This is a genomic window from Streptomyces cyaneus, from assembly GCF_004028635.1.
In the GTDB taxonomy this organism is placed as follows: domain Bacteria; phylum Actinomycetota; class Actinomycetes; order Streptomycetales; family Streptomycetaceae; genus Streptomyces; species Streptomyces cyaneus.
Genome location: NZ_RQJW01000004.1, coordinates 598,378 through 615,896 on the forward strand (window position 1 = coordinate 598,378; position 17,519 = coordinate 615,896).

Annotated in this window: 17 protein-coding genes; 12 read left to right on the plus strand and 5 right to left on the minus strand. The window is 70.7% G+C overall.

The window, feature by feature from the left end; translation table 11 throughout:
* Positions 1-67: 67 nt before the first annotated feature.
* Positions 68-1,606, plus strand: coding sequence for an MFS transporter (locus tag EHO50_RS17955; protein ID WP_425472207.1), 1,539 nt, complete (start codon positions 68-70; stop codon positions 1,604-1,606).
* Here the strand turns inward: EHO50_RS17955 and glgX are convergent.
* Entirely contained in the window at positions 1,603-3,762 is a 2,160-nt protein-coding gene (glgX, locus tag EHO50_RS17960; protein WP_128431142.1) for a glycogen debranching protein GlgX, read from the minus strand. The two genes, EHO50_RS17955 and glgX, sit on opposite strands and share 4 nt — an antisense overlap.
* A 193-nt stretch (positions 3,763-3,955) precedes the next feature.
* Between glgX and EHO50_RS17965 the strand changes: the two genes are divergently transcribed.
* From EHO50_RS17965 to EHO50_RS17980, 4 genes are all read left to right on the plus strand, one after another.
* A complete protein-coding gene (locus EHO50_RS17965; protein ID WP_128431143.1) occupies positions 3,956-4,771 on the plus strand; it encodes a Tat pathway signal sequence domain protein in 816 nt (271 codons plus the stop codon).
* Positions 4,772-4,841: 70 nt separating this feature from the next.
* On the plus strand, positions 4,842-6,185 hold the full coding sequence (locus tag EHO50_RS17970; protein WP_164904874.1) for a copper amine oxidase: 1,344 nt from the start codon (positions 4,842-4,844) through the stop codon (positions 6,183-6,185).
* 103 nt (positions 6,186-6,288) lie between these two features.
* Complete coding sequence (locus tag EHO50_RS17975) at positions 6,289-7,527, plus strand: SAV2148 family HEPN domain-containing protein (RefSeq protein ID WP_128431144.1); 1,239 nt, start codon at positions 6,289-6,291, stop codon at positions 7,525-7,527.
* A 155-nt stretch (positions 7,528-7,682) separates the two neighbouring features.
* On the plus strand, positions 7,683-8,420 hold the full coding sequence (locus tag EHO50_RS17980; protein WP_128431145.1) for a 3'-5' exonuclease: 738 nt from the start codon (positions 7,683-7,685) through the stop codon (positions 8,418-8,420).
* A gap of 188 nt (positions 8,421-8,608) precedes the next feature.
* Here the strand turns inward: EHO50_RS17980 and EHO50_RS17985 are convergent, their stop codons facing one another.
* Complete coding sequence (locus EHO50_RS17985) at positions 8,609-9,112, minus strand: YbaK/EbsC family protein (RefSeq protein WP_128431146.1); 504 nt, start codon at positions 9,110-9,112, stop codon at positions 8,609-8,611.
* Positions 9,076-10,053 carry a DMT family transporter gene (locus tag EHO50_RS17990; RefSeq protein WP_128431147.1) on the minus strand — a complete coding sequence of 326 codons (978 nt, stop codon included), beginning with the start codon at positions 10,051-10,053 and terminating at the stop codon, positions 9,076-9,078. Before EHO50_RS17990 ends, EHO50_RS17985 begins: the two co-directional genes overlap by 37 nt.
* Before the next feature lie 92 nt (positions 10,054-10,145).
* Between EHO50_RS17990 and EHO50_RS17995 the strand changes: the two genes are divergently transcribed.
* A complete protein-coding gene (locus EHO50_RS17995; protein WP_128431148.1) occupies positions 10,146-11,069 on the plus strand; it encodes a LysR family transcriptional regulator in 924 nt (307 codons plus the stop codon).
* A 45-nt stretch (positions 11,070-11,114) separates the two neighbouring features.
* Here EHO50_RS17995 and EHO50_RS18000 read toward each other — a convergent pair whose 3' ends face one another.
* Positions 11,115-11,771: a type III effector protein gene (locus tag EHO50_RS18000; RefSeq protein ID WP_128431149.1), complete on the minus strand. Its 657-nt coding sequence runs from the start codon at positions 11,769-11,771 to the stop codon at positions 11,115-11,117.
* A 128-nt stretch (positions 11,772-11,899) separates the two neighbouring features.
* Here EHO50_RS18000 and EHO50_RS18005 point away from each other — a divergent pair, with 128 nt between their 5' ends.
* From EHO50_RS18005 to EHO50_RS18015, 3 genes are all read left to right on the plus strand, one after another.
* The gene (locus EHO50_RS18005; protein WP_128431150.1) at positions 11,900-12,331 is read left to right on the plus strand and encodes an Hsp20/alpha crystallin family protein; all 432 of its coding nucleotides are present in this window, start codon (positions 11,900-11,902) and stop codon (positions 12,329-12,331) included.
* A 121-nt stretch (positions 12,332-12,452) separates the two neighbouring features.
* On the plus strand, positions 12,453-12,848 hold the full coding sequence (locus tag EHO50_RS18010) for a DUF2267 domain-containing protein (RefSeq protein ID WP_128431151.1): 396 nt from the start codon (positions 12,453-12,455) through the stop codon (positions 12,846-12,848).
* A gap of 82 nt (positions 12,849-12,930) precedes the next feature.
* Positions 12,931-13,365 (plus strand): DUF2267 domain-containing protein, encoded by a 435-nt coding sequence (locus EHO50_RS18015; RefSeq protein WP_128431152.1) that lies wholly within the window; start codon positions 12,931-12,933, stop codon positions 13,363-13,365.
* A gap of 58 nt (positions 13,366-13,423) precedes the next feature.
* Here EHO50_RS18015 and EHO50_RS18020 read toward each other — a convergent pair whose 3' ends face one another.
* Positions 13,424-14,287: a phosphotransferase enzyme family protein gene (locus EHO50_RS18020; RefSeq protein ID WP_128431153.1), complete on the minus strand. Its 864-nt coding sequence runs from the start codon at positions 14,285-14,287 to the stop codon at positions 13,424-13,426.
* A 171-nt stretch (positions 14,288-14,458) separates the two neighbouring features.
* Here EHO50_RS18020 and EHO50_RS18025 point away from each other — a divergent pair, with 171 nt between their 5' ends.
* Genes EHO50_RS18025 through EHO50_RS18035 form a run of 3 tightly spaced genes read left to right on the plus strand, consistent with a single transcriptional unit; the run spans position 14,459 to position 17,507 of the window.
* The gene (locus EHO50_RS18025) at positions 14,459-15,394 is read left to right on the plus strand and encodes a carbohydrate ABC transporter permease (RefSeq protein WP_128431154.1); all 936 of its coding nucleotides are present in this window, start codon (positions 14,459-14,461) and stop codon (positions 15,392-15,394) included.
* Positions 15,391-16,224, plus strand: coding sequence for a carbohydrate ABC transporter permease (locus EHO50_RS18030; RefSeq protein WP_128431155.1), 834 nt, complete (start codon positions 15,391-15,393; stop codon positions 16,222-16,224). The genes EHO50_RS18025 and EHO50_RS18030 overlap by 4 nt, the downstream gene beginning before the upstream one ends.
* Positions 16,224-17,507 (plus strand): ABC transporter substrate-binding protein, encoded by a 1,284-nt coding sequence (locus tag EHO50_RS18035; protein ID WP_128431156.1) that lies wholly within the window; start codon positions 16,224-16,226, stop codon positions 17,505-17,507. The genes EHO50_RS18030 and EHO50_RS18035 overlap by 1 nt, the downstream gene beginning before the upstream one ends.
* Positions 17,508-17,519 lie beyond the last annotated feature (12 nt).

Below are 17,519 nucleotides of genomic sequence, written 5' to 3' on the forward strand. Positions count from 1 at the left end.
CCGCCCTGCCGCCCTTCGTGTCATCGTCCCCTCCACGTGGGCCCACGCGCGTGCCTAGCTTCGAGCGATGGGAAAGACGGGGACGAGTGGTCGAGGCGGTGCAGGCGGTGCAGGCGGCCGAGTCGGTACGTCGGCGACCTACCGCGAGGTGATCGGCCTGACCGGGCCGCTGCTGCCGGTCATGTCCTTCCTGGCCCGGCTGCCGACCGCCACCGTCCAGTTCGGCAGCGTGCTGCTGGTCGCGCGGACGAGCGGTTCCCTGACCGCCGCGGGGCTGACCGGTGGCGCGCTCGCCATCGGGCAGGTGGCCTGCGGCCCGCCGGTGGGCCGACTCGCCGACCGGCACGGCCAGCGGACGGTCGTGCTCGCCTTCTCCCTCGCCAACGCCCTCGCGATCGCCGGTTTGGTCGCCGGAGCGCTTGCGCGGCTGCCGGCGGCGGTGCTGGCCGTGCTCGGGGCAGTGGCCGGGGCGACGGTGCCGCAGATCGGCCCCATGGCGCGAGCGCGTCTTGTCGCTCTCGCGCGTCGTGCCGGGACTCGGGAGAGCACTGTGGGCGCGGCGCTCTCCTTCGAGAGCACGTTGGACGAGATCTCGTTCGTCCTTGGGCCGGCGTTCGTCGGTCTGGCTGCCGTGACGGCACATCCTGGGTACGCGCTGGGTGGCGCCGCGGTGCTGGTGGGCCTGTGCGGCACCGGCTTCGCGCTGCATCGGACGGCGGTGGTGGCACGGCGGTCCGGGCCCGTCGCCACGTCGACGGATGGACGGTCCGGTTCCGTCCGGACGCGCGCGGGGCGACGATCCGGTGCCGTCCCTACGCCCGCGACGCAACGATCCGGTGCCGTCCCAACGCCCTCGGCAGGACGAGACGGTGCCGTCCCTGCGCCCGCGACGCAACGATCCGGTGCCGTCCCTACGCAGCCGGCGCGACGATCCAGTCCCGTCCCGACGTCCATCCCCCGCTCCATCCACGCCCTGCGAGCCGCCCTCGCCCTCCAAGGCGCCATGTTCGGCGCCTGCCAGGCCGGCATCACCGCCCTCACCCAGCGTCTCGGCCAGCCGGAGCAGGCAGGCCTCGTATACGCCGCCATGGGAGTGATGAGCGCTGTCGCCGGGCTCTCCATGGCCGCGGTGCCCGCCCGCGTGGGGCTGAACGCCCGGTGGCGAGCAGCGACCGCGGCGGCGTTCCTGCTCTCGCTGCCCCTCCTGTGGACCGGCAGCCTCCCCGCCCACTACGCGGTCGTCACCGTCCTCGGCACCGCCTACGCCCCACACCTCATCACGCTGTTCGGGCTCACCGAGCGCGTGGTTCCACCGGAGCGGCTCGCGGAGGCGATGGCGTTCGCGACGAGCGCGCTCGTCGGCGGGCAGGCCCTCGCGGTCGCCGTCACCGGCCGCCTGGCCGAGTCGTACGGCCCCGGGGCTGCCTTCGGGGCGGCGAGCCTCGCCGCCGCGCTCGCCTGCGCGACAGCGCTGACGGCGCGCCCGGCGTCGTACACCGCACGCGCCGTCGAAAGCCACCTCCACGCGCGCGTGCCCGACGAGGACGAGACCGGAACCGGGACTGGGACCGGGACCGGGCAGGCACCCACCGACACGCCGCTCTAGACCGGCCGCTGCAACACCGTCAGACTGCGGTCCACCAGCGTCAGCCGGTCCCCGGCCTGCACCTTCGCTCCGGTTCCCGGCGGCACCCCGTCCGTGCGGGCGGTGTCGACGACCACCTGCCACTGGCGGCCGTGGTTGACCGGCACGACGAAGTCGAGGGTCTTGGGGGAGGCGTTGAACATCAGCAGGAACGAGTCGTCGGTGATGCGCTCGCCGCGCGCCCCCGGCTCCGAGATCGCGTTGCCGTTGAGGAAGACCGTCAGCGTCGACGCCTGCGCCCGGTCCCAGTCCCGCTGGGCCATCTCCTTGCCCTGCGGTGTGAACCAGGCGATGTCCGACAGGTCGTCGTGGGTGCCCTCCACGGGCCGCCCGTGGAAGAAGCGTCGCCTGCGGAAGACCGGATGGTCCCGCCGTAGCCACACCATCGCGCGCGTGAAGGCGAGCAGCTCGCGGGGCAGCCCGTTCGCGCCCTCGCCGGCCGAGCCTTCCTCCCCGTCCTCGGCGCTGTCCTGCGGCCAATCGATCCACGCCAGCTCACTGTCCTGGCAGTAGGCGTTGTTGTTCCCGCGCTGGGTGCGCGCGAACTCGTCGCCGTGGCTGAGCATCGGCACGCCCTGGGACAGCATCAGCGTGGCGATGAAGTTCCGCATCTGGCGGGCGCGCAGCTCGAGGACCGCCGGGTCGTCGGTCTCGCCCTCCGCCCCGCAGTTCCAGGACCGGTTGTGGCTCTCGCCGTCCCGGTTGTCCTCGCCGTTGGCGTGGTTGTGCTTGTCGTTGTACGAGACGAGGTCGTGCAGCGTGAACCCGTCGTGGCAGGTCACGAAGTTGATGGAGGCCAGCGGGCGACGCCCGTCGTCCTGGTAGAGGTCGGAGGAGCCCGTCAGCCGGGACGCGAACTCGGCCAGCGCGCGCGGCTCTCCGCGCCACAGGTCCCGTACGGTGTCGCGGTACTTGCCGTTCCACTCGGTCCACAGAGGCGGGAAGTTGCCCACCTGGTAGCCGCCCTCGCCCACGTCCCACGGCTCGGCGATCAGCTTCACCTGGGAGACCACCGGGTCCTGCTGCACCAGATCGAAGAACGACGACAGCCGGTCCACCTCGTGGAACTGCCTCGCCAGCGTGGCCGCGAGGTCGAAGCGGAAGCCGTCGACGTGCATCTCGGTGACCCAGTAGCGCAGCGAGTCCATGATCAGCTGCAGGACGTGCGGGGACCGCATGAGCAGGGAGTTTCCGGTGCCCGTGGTGTCCATGTAGTAGCGCGGGTCGTCCGTGAGCCGGTAGTAGCGCTGGTTGTCCAGGCCCCGGAAGGACAGCGTGGGGCCCAGGTGGTTGCCCTCGGCGGTGTGGTTGTAGACCACGTCGAGGATGACCTCGATACCGGCCTCGTGCAGCGCCCGCACCGCCGACTTGAACTCCAGGACCTGCTGGCCGCGGTCGCCCCAGGAGGCGTACGCGTTGTGCGGGGCGAAGAAGCCGATCGTGTTGTAGCCCCAGTAGTTGTTCAGGCCCATGTCGACGAGGCGGTGGTCGTTCACGAACTGGTGGACCGGCATCAGCTCCAGCGCCGTCACGCCCAGCTCGGTGAGGTGCTCGATGACCGCCGGGTGCGCGAGGGCGGCGTAGGTGCCGCGCAGTTCCTCGGGCAGGCCCGGGTGGCGCATCGTGAGGCCCTTCACATGGGCCTCGTAGATCACTGTGTGGTGGTACTCGGTGCGCGGCCGCCGGTCGTCGCCCCAGTCGAAGTACGGGTTGACCACGACCGACGACATCGTGTGCGGCGCCGAGTCCAGGTCGTTGCGCCGGTCGGGTTTGTCGAAGTGGTAGCCGTACACCTCCTCGCCCCAGCGGATCGAGCCGCTGACCGCCTTGGCGTACGGGTCGAGCAGCAGCTTCGCGGAGTTGCAGCGCTGACCGCGCTCCGGGGCGTATGGGCCGTGCACCCGCAAGCCGTACCGCTGTCCTGGCATGACGCCCGGCACGTACGCGTGCCGCACGAAGGCGTCGCTCTCCCGCAGTTCCACCGCCGTCTCCGAGCCGTCGTCGTGCAGCAGACACAGCTCTACTCGGTCCGCGGCCTCCGTGAAGACCGCGAAATTGGTGCCGGCGCCGTCGTAGGTGGCACCGAGTGGATATGCCTCTCCAGGCCAGACCTGCATGGACACGACTCTTTCAGCTGGACCTCGCCGTCGGGGGCGCCTTGCCGTCGAGTCTCCCCGAAAGTGATGGAACCACCTATGACTTACGTCCCTCTTACCGGTCGACCAGTGCAGACGCGGGTGTGCCAGATAGTGGCGTACCCGGTGGGGCCAACACGTACTCCCGGGGATGTAGGGGGAGTAGGGGGAAGATGTGCGCAAGATAGTGCACCGCCATCTGGGCAAGGTGGTGGCAGGTGCGGCCATTGCGGTGGCCGGAACCGCCGTGATGGTCGGAATCACCCTGCCGGGGACGGCCGGGGCCGACGACACGGGAGGGAACAACGGCGGTCAGACCGCCCAGCAGACGGCCCCGGGACAGGGCGCCGACGCGGTACCGCCGGGCGTCGTCGAGGAGGCGCCCAGCGAGGGTGACAAGGGCACGGGCGACGACCCGCTGACCGATGACGAGATGGAACGGGCCGCGAAGCTCGCGGCGAGCCCGCAGCTGCGCAACGGCGGCGAGAACGTCGAGGGCGACCGAGGCCCGCAGCGCGTCGGCGTCGATCTCGCCGAGCCGGACGCCGCCGAAGTCGACGGCCGGAGCGCACCGCGCCGGGCCGAGGTGACGTTCTACGACTACAAGGCCGACGCGCTCGTCACCAGGACCGTCAACCTCGACACCGGGAAGGTCGAGCAGAGCACCACCGAGCACGGTGTCCAGCCACCGCTGAGCCGTGCCGAGTACGCCGAGGCGGCCGAGCTCCTGATCGCCGACCCGCTGGGCGCGGGCATGAAGGCGGACTACAAGGACGCCACCGACAAGGAGCTCACCTCCCCGGACCAGCTGCTGCTCAACGGCGCCGTGTACCGGGCCGCTCCGGGCGCCCAGCCCGCCGTACTCGACAAGTGCGGCGAACACCGGTGCGTGCGGCTGTTCCCGAAGGTCAAGAACGGGCCCTGGATCGACGCCCGGTCCTTCGTGATCGACCTGAGCGCCCGCAAGGTCGCCAAGCTCGACATGCGCTGAGCCGCTCTCCGTTCACTTTTCCAACTCGCATCCCATGCACTTGCACCTCCTGTAAGGGAGTCATTTCTTCATGCGCGTAAAGAGTTCGATCAGCGGCGTCCCGCCGCGGAGAATGAGCCGTGCCCGCAAGGGCGCTGCCGTGGGCCTGTCGGTGGCCGCCCTGGCCGCCGGCGCGACGACCGGCGCCGGACCCGCCTCCGCACAGCCGAAGAACGCCCCGGCACCCGCCGCCGAGTGCAGCGCCGCCTACCGCATCGAGCAGAAGCTCACCGGCGGCACGACCTGGCGGATGTGCTGGCGCTACGACGGCAAGGCCGGGCTCGTCCTGGAGAACATCTCCTACCAGCCCAAGGGCGAGGCCAAGCCGATCAAGGTCCTCAACAGCGCCAGGCTCGGGCAGATCCACGTCCCGTACGACGACGGCAGCGTCGAGTACGACGACCTGACGGGCTTCGGCTTCGCCCAGGGACTGATGACCCTCAACCCCGCCGAGTGCCCCGGCGGCACCATCAAGTCCGTCAAGGTCCCGGAGGCCTGGGATCCGCAGAACCAGAACGTCAAGGGCCTGTGCACCACCACGCGCGCGCGTGGGCACGCCTACCGCATGCAGGGTGACAGCGCGAGCAAGGTCTACCAGGCGCAGAGCAAGGACCTGCTCGTCTACACGGTCAACCAGGTCGGCTGGTACGAGTACATGACCGAGTGGCGCTTCCAGGACGACGGCACGGTCACCATGAACGTCGGCGCGACCGGCAGCCTCTCCTGGGACGACTACGACGCCGGCGACGGCCGCGGCTGGCCCATAGGCAAGGGCAACACGGCCAAGGCCACCAGCCACAGCCACAACGTCTTCTGGCGGCTCGACTTCGGCCTCGACGGTTCCACCAAGAACCGGATCGAGCAGTACGACTCCGCCGTGACCGCGCCCTCCGCCGGCGCCCCCGCCCCGAAGACCAAGACCACCAGCACCAAGGTCACCAAGGAACTCGCGGGCGACGCCAAGGCGTACCGCTGGTGGCGCGCGGTCAGCGCGACCGGCAAGAACAAGGACGGCCACGCGCGCTCGTACGAGATCGTCCCCGGCGCCAGCACCAAGTACCCGGGCCGCAGCTTCACCAAGCACGACATGTACGTCACCGAGTACAACAAGTGCGAGAAGTTCGCCACGAACAACCCCGGTTGCGGGAACGGCCACCCCAAGTCCGTCGACAAGTGGGTCGGTGGCCAGAACCTCACGCACCCGATCGTCTGGATGAACGTGGGCTTCCACCACATCGCCCGGGACGAGGACCAGCAGCCCATGCCGGTTCACTGGCAGGGATTCTCCATCGTCCCGCGTGACGTGACGGCTATGAATCCGCTCACTCCGAGCGAGCTCGCCTGGCAGAACGGCCACTGGCGGCCCCGCAGTTGAGAAACGACCCTGTCCATCCGGCTGCACCGTCGACCGCTCCCGGAGTACCCTTCCTTGATCGTTGAGACGGGGAGTGCTCGGGGGAGCGGAAGGCGGTGCGCGGGTGGGCTCGGGAGGGCTGGAGTTGCCCCCTGGTGACGAGGGTCACGAGGGGAACTCCACAGACGTCCCGCCCGGCGCGGTGTCCCTGGCCAGGCCGATGGAGACCAACTCCATCGGCCCGGAGCTGGACTGGGACACCGACGCCTGGCGCGAGGTGCGTACACGCGCCCAGCGCGCCGGCCGGGCCTACATCTGGCTGAACCTCGTCGAACAGCGGCTGCGCGCGGTCGTGGCCGCTGTTCTGCGCCCCATCTACGAACCCGTCCACGGCGACGACTGGGTGGTGGCGGCGGCCGGACCGGCCGGTCAGGAGTGGGTCCAGCGCGCGGTCGCCGTCCGCGAAGTCAGCCGCCGCAAGGGCTACTTGCTCGACCCGGCCGACGACAACGTCCTCAGCTTCCTCACGCTGCCGCAGCTGCGCGAGCTGATGGTGCAGCACTGGCCGTGCTTCGAGCCGTACGTCGACGACCGTCGGGACGTCGAACTCGCCCTGGACGAACTCGAAGTGACCCGGAACGTCGTCTCGCGCAACCGCGCCCTGTCCGAGGCGGTCCTGAACCAGGCCGAGCGGGCCTCGGCGCGCCTGCTCGAGATCCTCGGCGCGGGCGGCGACGTACCCTCCGCCCGCCGGCTGCCCGTCGACGCGGTAGAGGACCTGGTCGGCGACCGGTACGCCGATGTGGTCGCGGTGCACCCCGACCGGGTACGGCTGCTGCGCCAGTTCCCGGCCGAGGACATCTTCGGCGGCGCGCGCCGGCTCGACGCCATCGGCATCGGCCTCAACCTGCTCGTACAGAACTTCTCCGGTCGACGCCTGGTGCGCCTCGCCGAGTCCGGCTGCCGGGTGCGGCTGCTGTTCCTCAACCCGGCCTCCAGCGCGGTGAAGCGGCGCGAGCGCGAACTCGGCATCAAGCGGGGCGAGTTGAGCCGCGCGGTCGAGATGAACATCCTGCACATGCGCCGGGTGCGGTCCCGGCTGCGGGACCCGGGCGCCTTCGAGATCCAGGTCTTCGACGAGACGCCCCGCTTCACGGCGTACCTCGTGGACGGCGACGGCTCCGACGGCATCGCGATCGTGCAGTCCTATCTGCGGCGCACCCGAGGGCTGGAGGCGCCGGCCCTGGTGCTGCGCAACGGCAGCCGGGTGGTCAAGTCTGAAGAGATCGACCCAAGTGGGCTTTTCCCGACGTATCGCGAGGAGTTCGAGCTCATGTGGGCGGATTCGAGACCGGTGTCCTGAACTGTCCCACTGTGGAATGTCCCACTGTGGAAGCGCCGTCCGGCCGTGGAAGCACTGTCCCACCGCGGAAGCGGAATGCGGTCCTCTGATTGTCAGTGGCGCATGGGAGGGTGGAGACCACTGGGGGAAAGCACCACCAAGAAGGGGGACCGCCCATGGGCTGGCACCGGGAGCTGCTGATCGGCTTCGACCTGGAGACGACCGGGACCGATCCGCGCGAGGCGCGCATCGTCACGGGCGCCGTGATCGAGGTCAGGGACGGGCAGACCCTAGGGCACAAGGAGTGGCTGGCGGATCCGGGCGTGGAGATCCCGGCGGACGCGGTCGCGGTCCACGGCATCAGCAATGAGCGTGCGGCCACTGAGGGCCGCCCGGCCGACCAGGTGGCGGACACCATCGCCGACGTCCTCGCGACGTACTGGAAGACGGGCGTACCCGTCGTCGCCTACAACGCGGCCTTCGACCTGAGCCTGCTCTCCGCCGAACTGCGGCGATACGGACTGCCGTCCCTGCGCGACCGCCTGGGCGGCGTGGATCCCGCCCCGGTCATCGACCCGTACACCATCGACCGCTGGGCCGACCGCTACCGTCGCGGCAAGCGCAACCTCGAAGCGGTCTGCCGGGAGTACGGCATCTCGCTCGACTCCGCGCACGACGCCTCCGCCGACGCGCTCGCCGCGGCCCGGCTGGCCTGCGCGATAGCCGGCCGCCACCCCAAGGTCGCGGCCCTCGGCCCGGCGGAGCTGCACCGCCGCCAGATCGAGTGGTACGCCGAGTGGGCGGCGGACTTCCAGAGCTTCCTGCGCCGCAAGGGCGATGCGACAGCGGTGGTCGACGGGACGTGGCCGCTCAGGGAGCCGACGGGGGAGACGGTGGCGGGCGAGACGGTCTGAGGGCCGCGGGGCAGACCGGTTGCAGTTTTGGTCCGGTCGAGGCCCCGGTTCGATCGAGGCCCGGTTCGGTCGGGTCCTGGATCCGGCTGGGCCCCAGTTCCGGCAGGCCGGGCCGTGCTGGCGCTCGGCACACCAATACCCGTGGCCGGTGGCCACAGGGATCCGAGCCTGTGCGGCGCCGCCCTCCGTCACACCGACGCGGGCGCCGCGATGCGTTCGATCCGGGGCTTGGCCAGCCGCTCGTAGTCGGCGCCCGAGATGAGCAGCGAGCGGTCGAGCCGGGCCGCGTTGAAATACAGCTTCGGCTGGGCCACGACGTCCGGGTCGGCGATCAGTTCGAGGTCGGGGTCGAAGCTGAACGGCAGGACGGTGCCGGGGACGGCGCGGGCCAGCCGCTCGGCCGTCTCCGGCTCGCTGAAGCCGACGTAGCGCGCGGCGAACAGCGCCCGGACGGCGTCCAGGTCCACCCGGCGGTCTCCGGGGACGACCGCCAGGACATGACGGGTGGTGCGGCGGTCCAGCTTGACCCGGAGCACGATGCACTTCGCGGCCTCGGAGGCCGGGTGCCCGCGCAGGGCGCAGACGGCCTCGGTGGCGCCTTCGGGCTCGTGGTCGATGAGGCGGTAGTCGACGGAGGAGGAGTCGAGCAGGGAGATCAGGTGGTCGTAGGTGTCGTATGTGCTTTCGGGCATTCCGATTCCTTGTCGAGGGGGTGGGGCGAGGTGTGGGGTGAGGGGCGTCGGCGTTGCGGTGCGCTTCGGTGTGCCCGTTCCACTGCCTGCCCCCAGTACGTGCCGGCGACCATCAGGGCCGCCCCGAGACCCGTGAGCGCGGTGAGATGCTCACCGCCGAGCGCGATGCCCACCGCGACGGCCCAGACCGGCTCCGTGCCGAGCAGCAGGCTGGCCCGGCTGGCGGAGGTGCGCTGCACGGCCCAGGTCTGGGCGAGGAAGGCGAACACGCTGCAGAACAGGGCGAGATAGATCAGCTGGGCCCAGGTGGCCGGGGCCGCGTGAGCGAGCGTCGGCAGGTCGTGGGCAGTGGCCGGCAGGAACAGGGCCGTGCCGACGAGGGTCTGCACGGTCGTCAGGTGCAGTGGGCGGATGGCCCGCCCGGTGGTGAAGCGGCCGACCAGCGCGACATGCCCGGCCCGGATCAGCGCGGCGCCGAGCATCAGCAGGTCGCCGAGACGGGGCGTGTGGAAGCCGTTGCCGGACATCAGCAGCCCGACGGCCAGGACGCACACGCCGGTCGCGGCGAAGAAGGACACGGGAAGTGCGCCGCGGTGGCCACTGCGGTCGAGGAGCGGGGTGAGGACGATGGTCAGGCTGATGATGAGCCCGGCGTTGGCGGCGCTGGTGTGGGTGACGCCGTACGTCTCCACGAGCAGGACCGCGGCCTGGGTCACCCCCAGGGGCACACCGGCCCGCAGCTCGGCACGCGTCCACCGGCGCGCCCCGCGCTTGCGGGAGGCGATGACACCGAGGCAGGTGAGCGCGGAGAGGGCGTAGCGGGCGAACAGCACCAGCAGGACGGGGAGCGCGGCGGTGGCCGTCTGGGCCGACAGATAGCTGGAACCCCAGACGAGCGCGACAAGGAGGAGTACCGCATCGGTACGGCGGATCTCGGACACGCACATACCGTGCACTGGCGGCGACCCTGTAGCCCAGTACCACCTTCTAAAACGATCATTTAGCAGCCCTACATCGTCTCTACACTGAGGCGATGGACGAACGGCAGCTGAGGATCCTGCGGGAGCTCGGCGAACTCGGCAGTGTCACGGCGGTCGCCGAGGCGCTGTTGGTGACGCCGTCGGCGATCTCCCAGCAGCTACGGCTGCTGCAGCGCGCGATTCCGGTGCCGCTCACCGAGCGGCAGGGGCGCCGGCTGGTGCTCACCGACGCCGGACAGGCGCTGGCGGGGGCGGCCGTCGAGGTGGAGACGGCGCTCGCGCGGGCGCGGCACGCGGTCGAGGAGTTCGTCGAGCGGCCGGAGGGGGAGGTGTCGGTGGCGGCGTTCCACAGTGCGGCCACGGCGTTCTTCCCGCTGCTGATCCGCGCGCTGGCCGGACCGGGCAAGCCGATGCCGAGGCTGGCCGACGAGGACGTACCGCAGGAGGACTTCCCCCGGCTCACCCGGGAGTACGACATCGTCCTGGCCCACCGCCTGGACCACGCCCCGCCCTGGCCGGACACGGTGACCGCGACGACGTTGCTGCGCGAGCCGCTGGACGTGGCGATGCCCGTCGATCACCCGCTCGCCGCCAAGCGCCGCGTCAGCCCACGCGACGTGGCCGACGAGCAGTGGATCACCGTGCACGACGGCTTCCCGGTGCTGGCGGTCATCGAAGCCATCGCTGCCGCGGCCGGACGCCGACTCCAACTGGCCCACCGCATCAACGAGTTCGCGGTGGTGGCCGAGGCCGTCGCGGCCGGCGGGGGCCTGGCCCTGATGCCGCGCTGGACGATGCCCCCGCATCCGGCACTGGCCCTGCGGCCGCTCAGCGGAGTGCAGGCGCGACGCCATATCGACGCCCTCTACCGACCCGAGCGCACGGCACGCACAGCAGTCCGCACAGTCCTGACCGAACTGCGCCGTGCCGCGCGCAGCATCCAGAACAGGGAAGTCGACGGCGAGCTGACGCGCTGAGCGCCTGTATGCGCTCTCGGAGGGCGTACCTGCGCTGTGCACCGGTCAGTCGGGGGTGTCGGCCGAGGCCATGTCCTTCGTGAGGGTGTCGAGTCGGGCGGCGAGGTCGGGGTGGGCCGCTGACAGGTGGGGCCGGGTGGCGTGCAGGGGCTGGATGAGGGCGGTGGGGTCGTCATGGGCCAGGGCCGCGTCGAGTTGGCTGAGCGGGCGGCGGGCCGCGGTGGGGAGGTCGGTGAGTGCGGTGATCTGGCCGGCGATGCGGCGCAGGCCGGCCGCGTTGTGGCGGGCCCAGGTGGCGAGGGTGCGGTCGGCGGCGCGGCGCTCGCGGGTGGCCTGGACGCGTTGTTCGCCGGTGCTTCCGGCGGGGCCGGGCCGGTTGCGCAGATAGCGGCGTTCGGCGGCCTGGCGGCTGGCGACGCCGAGGGGATGGGCGAGGTCGGCCCAGCTGGCGCCTGCGTGGCGGGCTGTTTCGATCAGGCCGGTTTCCCATCCGGCGAGCTGCTCGCGCACCTGCCGCAACAGCAGGAGGGAGGCCAGGGCCTGCTCCGGGCCGGTGACCTGGGCGGTGGGGCCGACGGGGGTCTCGTGCTGGGCGGCGTGCAGGGCGTTGTGGATGGTCTCCAGGGCCGCCGCGGCGGCGAGAAACGAAGCCGGCGTCTGCGTGTCGGCGCTGGAAGAGGCCGACTGGTCGGCTGCTGCCATGGGCACCCCCTTCAGGGTCGTCATCCTTTCGACGACATCATGTTTGTCATCCATTGGATGACATGTTACAACGGTTTCAACGAGGCGCATTGGCAGGTACTGCCTGAACCTTCTGGAGGTGTTTCGTGATGTTGATGCGCACCGACCCCTTCCGTGAGCTCGACCGGCTGGCTCAGCAAATGATGGGCCCGGGCACCTGGTCGCGGCCGTCCACGATGGCGATGGACGCCTACCGCGAGGGTGACGAGTACGTGGTGGCCTTCGACCTTCCCGGCGTCAGCGCGGAGGCGATCGACATCGACGTCGAGCGGAACATGCTGACCGTCAGGGCCGAGCGTCGCCCCGTGGCGAAGGCCGACGACGTGCAGATGGAGCTGTCGGAGCGGCCGCTGGGCGTCTTCTCCCGCCAGATCGTGCTGGCGGACACGCTGGACACCGAGCACATCAAGGCCGACTACGACACCGGGGTGCTCACCCTGCGCATCCCGATCGCCGAGCGAGCCAAGCCCCGCAAGATCACCGTCGGCGGGGAATCCACCCGCCGGGAGATCTCCGGCTGAGCCGTCGACCCGGGCCGATCAGTCGGCGGAGGACGGGCACCTGTTCTCCTCCCCCCCCGCACCCGTCCTCCGCATCCCCCGGGACCGGAAGAAGGAACTGAAGAGAAGGGTGGCGGCCGACGTGACCCTGCGATGGGAAGCATTCCTCGACCATGTGAAGGAACGCGGCGAGTACGGAAGCCCGCAGGAAGCAGAACGCGCGGCCCGCGTCGTACTCGCCCTGCTGGGCGCACACCTGGTCGGCGAGGTGCGTGCCCAACTGGCGGCGAGACTGCCGGAAGACTTCGCCCTGATCCTGCTCAGCCCGCTGCAGAGCGCCGAACCGCTGCCACCGGAGCGGTTCGTGCGGGCGACGGCGGCCTGGATCGAGGGGGCCACCGAGCAGACCGCGGCCTGGGATGTCAGCGCCGTCCTCAGCACCGTCGCCGACGCTGCCGACGACGACCTGCTCAAGCAGATCCTGCTGCAGCTCCCCGCAGGCTACGACCTGCTCTTCGGCCGCCCCCAGCCCACCTGACCACCCACACCACCCGGTGCCCGCACGCTCCGCCGGACACCGGCACCACCACCTCGGCGAGAGAAAGGCAAACTCCGCAGTGATGTCCGACCGGCGTGCACCGCTTCGGCACCTGTCCGTGATGACGTTCGAGCAGATGCTGGAGAAGGTCCGTTACGAAGGCGCCTATCCCACCAGGGAACGGGCCGAGGAAGCTGTCCGCCTGGTCCTTTCGGGACTTGGACGCCAGCTGACGGGCGATGAACGCGTCGAACTGGCCGCCCGCCTGCCCTTTGAAGCCGCACGCATCCTCACCGAACAGATCCCTGACACCCAGCCCCTCACCGGCTGGGCCATGGTCAAGGACCTCGCAACTCGCACCGGCGCCACCCCCGCCACCACCCGCTGGGACACCGGCTCCGTCCTCACCACCGTCGCCGCCCTGGCCGGCCCCGAACTGCTCACCCGCATCCTGCGCCGGCTCCCCTCCGGCTACGCGCTTCTGTTCGGCCGCGCCGAACTCGCCCAACCCGCCTGACCGTCACGACGACGTGCGGCTGCGGCTCGCTGGATCAGCAGGGACTGGGCGAGGGCGCTCAGAACGAATACCACCGCACCGTCTCATCCTCCTCCCTGAGTGAAGCCACCCGCCGCTCGAACTCCGCCAACGCCTTCGGATTGCTCGGCGCATGCTGAGCCACCCACGCACAACTGGCAGTCTCCCGAGCCCCCCGCAGCACCGAGCAGCCCTCCCACTCCCGTACGTCCCAGCCATAGGCCGCGGTGAAGGAGTCGTACGCCGCGGCCGCAAGGCCGTACCGATCGCGGGAGAGGACCATCACCACCAGGTCATGTTCACGCAGGTCGGCCGAGAAGGTCTCCAGGTCGACCAGCACCGGCCCGTGCGGACCGACATGCACATTGCGCGGCAGGGCGTCCCCATGGATCGGCCCCGGTACCAGACGGGGCGTCAGCCCCGCCGCAGCCGCAGCGAACCCGTCCCGCCGCTCCCGCAGATACGCCGCGTCCGCCGGATCGATCGCGTCGCCCGCCAGCCGCAGCCACCGCTCCACGCCGCCCAGCAACTCACGGGGCGGCAGTGCGAAGGAGGGTGCCGGCAACGCGTGCACGACCCGTAGCAGTTCGGCCAAATCCCGTGGCTCGGCGGGCCGTACCGGATCGGGCAGCCGGTGCCACACGGTCACCGGGTGCCCCTCCACCAGCAGCGCCTTGGACTCGGCCGCCCGCACCGCCGGCACATCCGCCTCGGCCAGCCAGCCCGCGATGTCCAGTTCGCGCTGGGCCCGGCCCAGGAGTTCGGCGTCGCGACCCACCTTGACGACCAGGTCACCGGCGGCGAACACCGCGTTCTCGCCCAGGGCGAGCAGTCGCGCGCCTCGCGCCGGGACGGCCACCACCCCCGCCGCGGCCAGTACGTCCCGCGCCCGTGCCTCGTCCATCGCCCGCCTCCGTGTGGTCGTACGCCGCCATGAACGGCGTCGGATTCCCGCCATCCACCGCTCAGTCTCGCATTCGCACAGGTCGGACCGCGTGCGAGCTGTCTTGACGGGGCAGAGCGCCTTCACGACCATGACGGGGCCCATCCCGAGCGGCGCAAAGGGGCTGATTCCGTGACAACGGTGACGGAGACGGAGAGGCCGGTGAGAGGCGCGCCGGGCGGCACCAGGAAGCGGCGCGTCACGGATCACGGCGCCTGGTTCCTCGTACTCCCCGCCCTGATCCCCATCCTGATCCTGAGCGTCGGCCCGCTGCTCTACGGCATCCTGCTGTCCTTCACCGACGCCCAGTCCGGACGGACCCAGCCCACCCAGTGGATCGGCGGTCTCAACTTCCGGGATCTGCTGCACGACACGCTGTTCTGGGAGTCGTTCCGGATCGGCCTGGTGTGGGCCGTCGGCGTCACCGTGCCGCAGTTCCTGCTGGCGCTCGGCCTCGCCCTCCTCCTCAACCAGGACCTGCGTCTGCGCTGGCTGGCCCGCGCGCTGGCGATCGTCCCGTGGGCCATGCCCGAGGTCGTCGTCGGTGTCATGTGGCGGCTGGTCTACAACCCCGACGCGGGCATCCTCAACGAGACGCTGCGCGACCTGGGTCTCGGCGACGGCCGCGACTGGCTCAGCGGGCTCGGCACCGCCCTGCCCGCCGTGATCGTCGTGGGCATCTGGGCGGGCATGCCGACCACGACGGTCGCGCTGCTCGCCGGCCTGCAGAACACCCCCCGCGAACTGCACGAGGCGGCGGCCGTGGACGGCGCAGGCGCCTGGCGCCGCTTCCGCACCGTCACCTGGCCCGCCCTCAGACCGGTTGCCCTCTCCATCACGGCACTCAACCTGATCTGGAACTTCAACTCCTTCGCCCTGGTCTACGTGCTCACCAGCGGCGGCCCCGGCGGCCGAACCCGCCTGCCCATGCTCCTCGCCTACGAAGAGGCCTTCCGCTACGGGCAGTTCGGCTACGCGGCGGCGATGGGATGCGTGATGGTCGCGGTGATCTCGATACTCCTCGCCCTGTTCCTGGTGGGCCGGCTCAGGGGAGGTGACGACGCATGAGGACCAGCCGAACCGGGCGCGCCGGGCAGTACGTCGCCCTGCTCGCCTACCTCGTCTTCCTCGCGTTCCCCTTCCTCTGGCTGATCTCCACCGCCTTCAAACCGCCACGCGAGCTGGGCAGCCTGCACCCCACCTGGATCCCGAAGGACCCCACCCTCGCCAACTTCCGCCAGGCCTTCGACGAACAGCCCCTGCTGCACGCCGCCCTCAACTCCCTGATCGCCGCGCTCGGCGCCGCCCTGATCGCCGTACTGCTCGCGACCCCGATGGCCTACGTCATGGCCCGCCGCCGCACCCCGCTCGCGCGCGCGGCGACCGGCTGGGTGGTCGTCAGCCAGGCGTTCCCGCTGGTGCTGGTGATCATCCCGCTGTTCCTGGTGCTGAAGAACCTGCGGCTGATCAACTCGGTGCCGGGGCTGGTCATGGTGTACGTGGTGTGGGCGCTGCCGTTCGCGCTGTGGATGCTCGTCGGGTACGTCCGTGCGGTGCCGCCCGAGTTGGAGGAGGCGGCCGCGGTCGACGGGGCCGGGCGGCTGCGGACGCTGGTGTCGGTGACCGCGCCGCTGCTCGCGCCGGGGATCGTGGCGACGGCGCTGTTCGCGTTCGTCACGGCGTGGAACGAGTTCTTCTTCGCGCTCGTTCTGCTGAAGACCCCGGAGAAACAGACCCTCCCGGTCGTCCTCACCCACTTCATCGGCGCGGAGGGCGTCGCCGACCTCGGCCCGCTGGCCGCGGCCGCCTTCCTGGCGACCCTTCCCTCACTGGTCGTCTTCGCGATCATCCAACGGCGGATCACGGGCGGCATGCTCGCCGGGGCGGTGAAGAGCTGATGCGTACGAGAGTGCTGTTGCCCCTGGTCGTTCTGGCTCTGCTGCTCGCCGGGTGCAGCGGCGACGACGGTGGCGGAACCGACGGACGTGTCACCTTGCGCTTCCAGTCCCTGGCCTGGCAGGAGGAGTCCGTCGAGGCCAACAAGGAGTTGGTGAAGGAGTGGAACGCCGCTCACCCCGACGTCAAGGTCGAGTACGTACAAGGGAGTTGGGACAGTGTCCACGACCAGCTCCTGACCTCCTTCGAGGGCGGTGAGGCGCCCGACATCATCCATGACGCCTCGGACGACCTCGCGGACTTCGCGTACGGCGGCTACCTCGCCGATCTCACCGACCTGCTGCCCGAGCGGCTCAAGTCCGACATCCCGCAGCGCGGTTGGGACACCACGACCTTCGGCGACGGGATCTACGGCGTCCCCTTCCTCCAGGAGCCGCGTGTCCTCATCGCCAACGCGAAGTGGCTGAAGGAGTCCGGCGTACGGATGCCCACTCCCCAACGTCCTTGGAGCTGGCCGGAGTTCCGGAGGATCACCGAACAGCTCAGCGGCGACGGCAAGTACGGGGTCGCCTGGCCGCTGAAGGAACCCGTCTCCGCCACGCTCAACCTGTCGCTGTCGGCGGGCGGACAGCTCTTTCACCGGGCCGCTGACGGCAAGGTCACCATCCGCTTCCAGGAGGCCGACGAGGTCGTACCCCGCACCGTCCACGACCAGGCGAACACCGACCGCAGCGCCTCGCCCACCACCCTCGGCAGCGGCGGCTCGGACACCCTGCCCGGCTTCTTCGGCGGCAAGTACGCGATGGTGCCGCTCGGCTTCTCGTACCGTCAGCAGATCGTCCAGCAGGCACCGAAGGGCTTCCAGTGGCAGGTGCTGCCCGCCCCGGCCGGCGCGGACGGGCTCACCCAGGGCGTCAGCCCGCAGACCCTGTCCATCGCCGAGGACAGCCCGCACAAGAAGGAGGCCGCCCAGTTCATCGACTTCCTGCTGCGGCCCCGGAACATGGTGCGGCTCGCCCTGGGCGACTGGATGCTGCCCACCGGCACCCAGGCGCTGAAGGACCCCGCCCTGCACACCACGAAGGACGGCTGGGCGACCGGGACCGCGCTCGCCGCGCACCTGCGTTCGGCGCCCGCGCAGTCCGTGCGCGGCTACCCCGAGTGGAAGGACAAGGTCGCCACCCCCGCGCTCCAGGAGTACTACAGCGGCGCCATCGACCTCGGTGAACTGCGCGAACGCCTGGAGCAGGACGGCAACTTGGTGCTCGCCCGCTACCAGCGCTGAGCCACACGTCCG

Coding starts and splice junctions, on each gene's coding strand:
- EHO50_RS17955 (WP_425472207.1), top strand. CDS start 68: ATGGGAAAGACGGGGACGAGTGGTCGAGGCGGTGCAGGCGGTGCAGGC.
- glgX (WP_128431142.1), bottom strand. CDS start 3,762: ATGCAGGTCTGGCCTGGAGAGGCATATCCACTCGGTGCCACCTACGAC.
- EHO50_RS17970 (WP_164904874.1), top strand. CDS start 4,842: ATGCGCGTAAAGAGTTCGATCAGCGGCGTCCCGCCGCGGAGAATGAGC.
- EHO50_RS17980 (WP_128431145.1), top strand. CDS start 7,683: ATGGGCTGGCACCGGGAGCTGCTGATCGGCTTCGACCTGGAGACGACC.
- EHO50_RS17985 (WP_128431146.1), bottom strand. CDS start 9,112: ATGCCCGAAAGCACATACGACACCTACGACCACCTGATCTCCCTGCTC.
- EHO50_RS17995 (WP_128431148.1), top strand. CDS start 10,146: ATGGACGAACGGCAGCTGAGGATCCTGCGGGAGCTCGGCGAACTCGGC.
- EHO50_RS18000 (WP_128431149.1), bottom strand. CDS start 11,771: ATGGCAGCAGCCGACCAGTCGGCCTCTTCCAGCGCCGACACGCAGACG.
- EHO50_RS18005 (WP_128431150.1), top strand. CDS start 11,900: ATGTTGATGCGCACCGACCCCTTCCGTGAGCTCGACCGGCTGGCTCAG.
- EHO50_RS18015 (WP_128431152.1), top strand. CDS start 12,931: ATGTCCGACCGGCGTGCACCGCTTCGGCACCTGTCCGTGATGACGTTC.
- EHO50_RS18020 (WP_128431153.1), bottom strand. CDS start 14,287: ATGGACGAGGCACGGGCGCGGGACGTACTGGCCGCGGCGGGGGTGGTG.
- EHO50_RS18030 (WP_128431155.1), top strand. CDS start 15,391: ATGAGGACCAGCCGAACCGGGCGCGCCGGGCAGTACGTCGCCCTGCTC.
- EHO50_RS18035 (WP_128431156.1), top strand. CDS start 16,224: ATGCGTACGAGAGTGCTGTTGCCCCTGGTCGTTCTGGCTCTGCTGCTC.